The organism is Acinetobacter sp. CFCC 11171, assembly GCF_003268405.1.
Classification (GTDB): domain Bacteria; phylum Pseudomonadota; class Gammaproteobacteria; order Pseudomonadales; family Moraxellaceae; genus Acinetobacter; species Acinetobacter amyesii.
In genome coordinates this window covers 1-325 of the sequence record NZ_LQXP01000127.1, presented here as the reverse complement: position 1 = coordinate 325, position 325 = coordinate 1, and the positions used below count along the sequence as shown (strand labels likewise).

Annotated in this window: 1 pseudogene; it reads right to left on the bottom strand. The window is 40.3% G+C overall.

Features of this window, described 5'->3' with window-relative positions:
• A pseudogene (locus tag AVJ20_RS18165) lies at positions 1-325 on the bottom strand (MobA/MobL family protein); the annotation flags it as partial.

Genomic DNA, 325 nt, shown 5'->3' with positions numbered 1-325 from the left:
CCGTCTTAGAAATGCCAAATGTTCTCGTTCGCGTCTATCTTGTTCATAGCGTTGTTCTCTTTGCTCTCGTTCTTTACGTAATTGCTCTCTAAATTCACTTTCTCTGCGATCATTTTCAATTTTTCGTTGGCGATCCACTTCCGCTTGGCGTACTTGCTGCATTCTTTCTTGTTCAATTTTGAGATCATCTGCCCGTTTTTCGACAAGGATAGGTTTCATATCATCATTAAAATCATGCAGGGTATCGAAAGAGTGAACGTACTCTCGTTTTAGCTTTTGCCAGAAAGTGGGTTTTATCGTTGGTCGTTCAATCCCATTATTTTGC